This window comes from Sodalinema sp. (genome assembly GCF_046483825.1).
Lineage (GTDB): Bacteria > Cyanobacteriota > Cyanobacteriia > Cyanobacteriales > Geitlerinemataceae > Sodalinema.
On sequence record NZ_JAWOCL010000240.1, the window covers coordinates 1 to 6,430 of the forward strand.

General features: G+C 51.8%; 6 protein-coding genes. 4 read left to right on the forward strand and 2 right to left on the reverse strand.

Going from position 1 to position 6,430, the window contains the following annotated elements; all coding sequences use genetic code 11:
• Positions 1-1,082 (reverse strand): calcium-binding protein (locus tag R6U67_RS15365; protein ID WP_410253359.1); only part of this gene is annotated, 1,082 nt, incomplete at its 3' end.
• A 309-nt stretch (positions 1,083-1,391) separates the two neighbouring features.
• Here R6U67_RS15365 and R6U67_RS15370 point away from each other — a divergent pair.
• Positions 1,392-1,535 carry a hypothetical protein gene (locus R6U67_RS15370; RefSeq protein WP_410253360.1) on the forward strand — a complete coding sequence of 48 codons (144 nt, stop codon included), beginning with the start codon at positions 1,392-1,394 and terminating at the stop codon, positions 1,533-1,535.
• 77 nt (positions 1,536-1,612) lie between these two features.
• Positions 1,613-3,517, forward strand: a complete 1,905-nt coding sequence (gene speA, locus R6U67_RS15375) for a biosynthetic arginine decarboxylase (protein ID WP_410253361.1) — start codon at positions 1,613-1,615, stop codon at positions 3,515-3,517.
• A 130-nt stretch (positions 3,518-3,647) separates the two neighbouring features.
• Here the strand turns inward: speA and hrcA are convergent, their stop codons facing one another.
• On the reverse strand, positions 3,648-4,745 hold the full coding sequence (gene hrcA, locus R6U67_RS15380; protein WP_410253362.1) for a heat-inducible transcriptional repressor HrcA: 1,098 nt from the start codon (positions 4,743-4,745) through the stop codon (positions 3,648-3,650).
• Between the two features lie 203 nt (positions 4,746-4,948).
• Here hrcA and R6U67_RS15385 point away from each other — a divergent pair, with 203 nt between their 5' ends.
• Entirely contained in the window at positions 4,949-5,527 is a 579-nt protein-coding gene (locus R6U67_RS15385; protein ID WP_410253363.1) for a shikimate kinase, read from the forward strand.
• Positions 5,511-6,200 carry an SAM-dependent methyltransferase gene (locus tag R6U67_RS15390; protein WP_410253364.1) on the forward strand — a complete coding sequence of 230 codons (690 nt, stop codon included), beginning with the start codon at positions 5,511-5,513 and terminating at the stop codon, positions 6,198-6,200. The genes R6U67_RS15385 and R6U67_RS15390 overlap by 17 nt, the downstream gene beginning before the upstream one ends.
• Positions 6,201-6,430: the final 230 nt, after the last annotated feature.

Genomic DNA, 6,430 nt, shown 5'->3' on the forward strand with positions numbered 1-6,430 from the left:
GGGGTTTCTTCAAGTTCAGGTTCAGGCTGCATCTCCTCAGAATCGAGATCAGCATCCAGTCCGACATCCATATTAGGAACATCGAGATCACTTTCCATCTGAACCTCTAAAGGATTGCTAACTTGCTTGAGAATCGCAAGATATTCTCCCGTTTCACGATCGCGAATCAACGTATCCCCCAAATAGTCTCCATCACCGAGCAAAACCTCCAGGCGATCGCCAGATAAGCCTCCCATCAACAACAGAGAATCCTCAGCAGCCTGAAAATCAGCAATCACATCAGCATCAGAGACATCCATTCCCCCAATGTTGGGCGTTAACACAAAAACATCTTGTCCGGCTCCCCCATTCAGGGTATTTTTTCCTCGACTTCCATAGAGAGTATCATCTCCCAAATCACCATAAATGAGGTCATCCCCCACGCCTCCCATCAGGAAATCATTGCCATTTCCCGCAAAAACGGTATCATTTCCACGTCCCGCAAAAACGGTATCATCCCTCTGTCCCCCCACTATCAAATTATTGCCAGATCTCGCAGAAATATAGTTATTTCCATCACCGCCATCGAGGGTATCATCTCCTTGACCCCCGTAGAGGGTATCATCACCCAAATCACCGCTGAGCAGGTTATTTCCCCTCTCGGCAATAATCAGGTCATTTCCCTGTCCACCATAGACTGACTCATTGCCATTTCCCGCGTTAATTTTATCATTTCCTTGATTGCCGAAAATGATGTTATCGCCATTTTCTCCGTGGATTACATCATCACCAGTCCCTCCGATTAGGGTATCTTCGCCAACACCACCATAGAGAGTATCGTCGCCAAAATCGCCACTTAATAGATTATTGCCATCATTGACCAGTAGGACATCATTATGCTGTCCCCCATAGATCACATCATCTCCAGATCCTCCATGAATCACATCCTCACCGACACCGCCAAACACCCAGTTATTACCGCCAACCGCAAAAACGGTATCGTGACCAAGTCCTGCCACAATGAGTTGATTGTCGCCATTTCCCGTGAATTGGCTTGTTGTATCTTCGAGGCTAACCAGTGCAACAGAATTGAGATCTAACATAGGAATAAATGGGTAAACTGCAAACTATGAACTCTGAATCGTGAGCGTTCAGGAGGGTTTCAGGGGGTTTCTCAGTCAATTCGGCGTGATTGCCGAGACTGTCTTTTCCCTGTCACCTGTTTCTATTTACAGAGATTCCCTAAAATTGTCCGGAGTTAGAGTCTATTTTTTTTAATGTTTTGAAATTACTAAAATTACCGATAAAATTCACTACAAATACTGTTGATTATCGGTTTGACCTATAAATAAACCGCCCAAATTAAGGGGATTCACGGATATTAAATAATAAAAAAGTGACTGATTAAATCCTTGCAAAAAACATCAGTGATTTCACGGATTTTTGAGCGATCGCCCCAAAACGACCACGCAAACGCGCCAAATCTCCAAACCCTGGCCGCGATCGCAGCCCAAGACAACAGCGAGACCAACTGCGATACACTGTGGACTGACTGACCTGTCTGAAACGAGGAATCCCGATGGTTGATTCAGCCCCATCTCCCATACGTGAGCGGTTTGCCGAGAATGGGACCATGTCCCAGACCCCTCAAGCGCCTTGGACAATCGAAGATAGCGAAGATCTCTATCGCATCCGGGGTTGGGGCGATCCCTACTTTGGGATTAACTCCGCCGGCCATGTCACCGTGTCCCCTCAGGGCGATCGCGGCGGTTCCCTCGACCTCTATGACCTTGTCGAAGCCCTCAAAAAGCGCAACCTAGAACTCCCCCTACTCCTGCGATTCAGCGACATTCTCGAAGACCGAATCGAGCGAATTAACGCCTGTTTCGCCAAGGCGATCGCCCGCTACAACTACCCCGGCGTCTATCGCGGCGTTTTCCCCGTCAAATGCAACCAGCAACGCCATATCATCGAAGACTTAGTGCGATTCGGCGCCCCCCATCACTTCGGCTTAGAAGCCGGTTCTAAACCCGAACTCCTCATCGCCTTAGCCAGCCTCAAAACCTCGGGTTCCCTCCTCATTTGCAACGGCTACAAGGATCGCGGCTATATCGAAACCGCCATGTTAGCCACCCGCCTCGGCCAACAGCCGATTATCGTCCTCGAACAACCCGAAGAAGTCGAGTTAGTCATTTCCGTCAGTCAACAGCTAGGAATTAAACCCGTCGTGGGGGTTCGGGCCAAACTGAGTGCAAAAGGAATTGGCCGCTGGGGAGGTTCGAGTGGCGATCGCGCCAAATTCGGCCTCACCATCCCCGAAATCATCACCGCCGTCGAACAGTTACGCCAAGCCAATCTCCTCGATAGCCTACAACTGCTGCATTACCACATCGGGTCCCAAATCTCCTCCATTAGCGCCATCAAAGACGCCATCCGAGAAGCCAGCCAAATCTATGTCGAACTGGCCCAACTCGGCGCAAACATGGGCTATCTCGACGTTGGCGGCGGCTTAGGCGTCGATTACGACGGCTCAAAAACCGACTTCTACGCCTCCAAAAACTACAATATGCAGAACTACGCCAATGACATCGTGGCGGAAGTCAAAGAAGCCTGCGAAGAGAAACAACAAGCCGCACCCACCCTAATCAGCGAAAGTGGCCGGGCGATCGCCTCCCACCACTCCATCCTGATTTTTAACGTCCTCGGAAGCAGTGACGCACCCTCGGGGATTCCCGAACCCAGTCCCGAGAAAGAACATCTCATCTTACGCAACCTGCGGGAAACCTACGACTCCATCACCCCAGAAACCTACCAAGAAGCCTATCACGACGCGATCCAATTCAAAGACGAAGCCAGCAGCCTCTTTAGTTTCGGCTATCTCAGCCTCACGGAACGGGCCAACGCCGAACAACTCTATTGGGCCTGTTGTCGCAAAATCTATGATATTGTGCGCCAACAAAGCGAAGTTCCCACAGAACTCGAAGTTCTCGAAAAAACCCTAGCCTCGATTTACTACGCCAACCTCTCCATTTTCCGATCCGCCCCCGACAGTTGGGCGATCGAGCAACTCTTCCCCATTCTCCCCATCCACCGTCTCAACGAAGAACCCAGTTTACGGGGAACTCTGGCCGATCTCACCTGCGACAGTGACGGAAAAATCGATCGCTTCATCGATCGCCTACAAGCCAAATCCATCCTAGAACTTCATCCCCTCAAACCGGAAGAACCCTATTATCTGGGGATGTTCCTCGTCGGGGCCTATCAAGAAATTATGGGAAATCTCCATAACCTCTTTGGCGACACCAACGCCGTCCACATCCATCTAACCCCCAATGGCTACGACATTGAACATCTCGTCAAGGGAAACACCATGACGGAAGTCTTGGAATATGTCGAATACAACGGTAAGGATTTACTCGAAAACATCCGCAAAGCCTCTGAAGCCGCCCTACAATCGGGCAAAATCTCCATTGAGGAGTCTCAGCGGCTGTTGCAGAATTATGAACAGAGTTTGCGTAGCTATACGTATTTGGCTTGAGGGAGAAAATAGGGAATAGGGAATAGGGAATAGGGAACAGGGAACAGGGGGCAAAAGGCAAGGGGCAAAAGGCAAGAGGGAAGAGGGAAGGAGGTTTCACGGTTCCCTCTCAACGCTCAACGCTCAACGCTCAACTGTCTAGGGTACTCAGTTGACTGGAGAGGTAGTCGGCGGCGACTTGGACCATGGTGATGGCCCCATCGTAGGTCATGCGGGTGGGACCGAGGAGGCTGAGACTTCCGACCGCTTGAGATCCTCGGCGATAGGTGGCGGAGACGAGGGTACACGATCGGATCGGTTCGAGGGGATTCTCGGACCCAATGCGGACATTGACGCGGCGATCGCTCCCGAGGGGTTCGGAGGGTTCAAACATCAGAGGAAACAGTTGTTCTTGTTCCTCTTCGAGGAGTTGTACCAGAGACTGGATCTGTTGCAACTCGGTAAACTCGGGCTGTCGTAGAACTTCAGCTAACCCACTCATGGCCATCGGGCTAATGGTGGGAGGTTCGAGGCGTTGCGCTAGATCCACAAATAGGGTTTTGAGGCTGTCGGCGTAGCGTTGGAATTGGCGATCGAGTTCGCCCCAATCTAAGGCCGCTAAATCGGCGATGGTTTTCCCTCGTAACTGACTGTTGAGGAAATTCGAGAGAATTTGCAGTTCGCGATCGAGAATCTCAGGATCGGGGTTCTCGTCGGCCCCATCCCCGGAACTGGGGACGCTCATTAACATCGATTGGGTTTGATAGGCATCGGTGACCACAATCAGCATCACCTGACCGGGGTCAACTTGCAAGAGTTGTAAATGGCGCAAACTGGCGGTGTGAATTTGCGGCAGAGAGATGAGGGTAATATAGCCGCTGAGAGTCGAGAGAATCTGCGCTGCACCCCGTAACACCGCTTCGAGACTCCAGGTTTCCCAATTGAGACGTTCTGCAAATAGCCGTTGGGCGCGATCGGCGAGAGTATCGGAGGGGGTCATCAGATAGTCAACATAGACGCGATAGCCGAAATCCGAGGGAACCCGTCCGGCGGAGGTATGGGGTTGATACAACATCCCCGCTTTTTCGAGAAGTCCCATTCCTGAGCGAATGGTGGCAGAACTTACACTGAGATTATAGTCATCCACGAGGGATTTAGAGCCGACCGGTTCCGCCGTCGCAATGTAGTGACGGACGGTCGCCCAGAGAATCTGTTGTTGTCGATCCGTTAACGCGAATTGCCCAGTCATTGATATCTGTTTAAAGGTTTTGGTTGAGGTTTTGCTGGTAACGCCGGTAATCTTAAAAAAGGTTTTATGTTTTCCCTATCATAGACGGAGAGTTCCGAGATGGGGGTTCAGGAAGAACGATCGCCGCCGAGGCTGAGGCTTTGCGCGATCGCCAAACCTCGATACACTGATGAGGCACAATCAGGCACTGTCTAAGCTAATCCATGTCCGTCACCGATCGCCTACAAGGACTGAATATCTATCTGATTGGGATGATGGGATCGGGGAAGAGTACCACCGGAACTCACCTCGCTCGTCAGCTTCACTATCGCTATTTTGACACTGATACGTTGATTGAACAGGTTGCTGGCCAGTCGGTTGGCGATATCTTCGCCCAGGAGGGGGAAGCCGGCTTCCGACAACTCGAATCTCAGGTTCTCTCGCAGTTGTCCGCCTATCAACGGTCAGTCATTTCCACGGGAGGCGGCATTGTGGTGGAGTTAAGTAACTGGAGTTTTCTGCGCTACGGTGTCGTCATCTGGCTAGATGTGGCCCCAGATCTCCTGTTTGAACGACTCCAGGCGGATCAGAGTCGTCCCCTGTTGCAAACGGCTGATCCTCGCCAGACCCTAGACACCCTTTTAAACGAGCGGCGATCGCGCTACGAACAAGCGGATTTACGCATTGAGGTAACCGCCGCCGATAGCCCAGAAGCCGTCAGCCAACGGATTCTCGCCACCCTCCCCCAAGTCCTGAAAGCCCAGTCCACGCCACCTGAAACCGCCAATGGGACTCACACTTAAGCAGGTTGTTCCCTGGGGGCGATCGCTGGCCGACTACCGCCAGATGTTCGCCCTCAGCGACGGGGACTTGCAAGGAACCGTCCTCGACTGTGCGGGGGGACCTTCGAGTTTTAACGCCGAAGCCACGGCCCGAGGAACCGCTGTGATCTCTTGTGACCCCATCTATCAGTTTTCCGTCGCCGAGATTCAGCAACGGATTCAGGAGACTTATCCTAAGATTATTGAGGCCTTAGAAGACAACCGCGATCGCTTCGTCTGGGATGACTTCCGCAGCCCCCAGCATCTCGGGGAGGTGCGTCTAGCCACCATGGATCGCTTTCTGGAGGATTTCCCCCAAGGACTCGCCCAAGGACGCTATCGCAACGAGATATTACCAAAACTCTCATTCAAAACCGGTCAATTCGACCTCGCCCTCTGTGGCCATCTCCTGTTTAGCTATTCCCAACAGCTTGACCTCGACCTTCACCTCAACGCCATCAAAGAACTCGCCCGCGTCGCCCGAGACGTGCGAATTTTCCCGATTGTGACCAACTTCGCCGGGGACATCTCCCCCCATTTAGGGCCAATTCTCGAACAACTCCCCCAAGCGGGCTATACTCTGCGAGTTGAAACCGTCCCCTACGAGTTTCAGCGCGGCGGAAACCAAATGTTACGGGTATTTCCCAGCCAGTAGCCCCATTTCTCCCCCATAACTGTTCACCGTTAACCGTTTCGTGACCCCCGTAGAGGTTAACTATTAACGTTGCGACAGGACAATCCCTTGTGGTTGCCCATACCTGTTCCCTGTTCCCTATTCCCTATTCCCTATTCCCTGTTCCCTGTTCCCTATTCCCTATTCCCTGTTCCCTATTCCCTGTTCCCTATTCCCCAAAATGCCAAACGAACGCAAAGATCTTCAAAAAG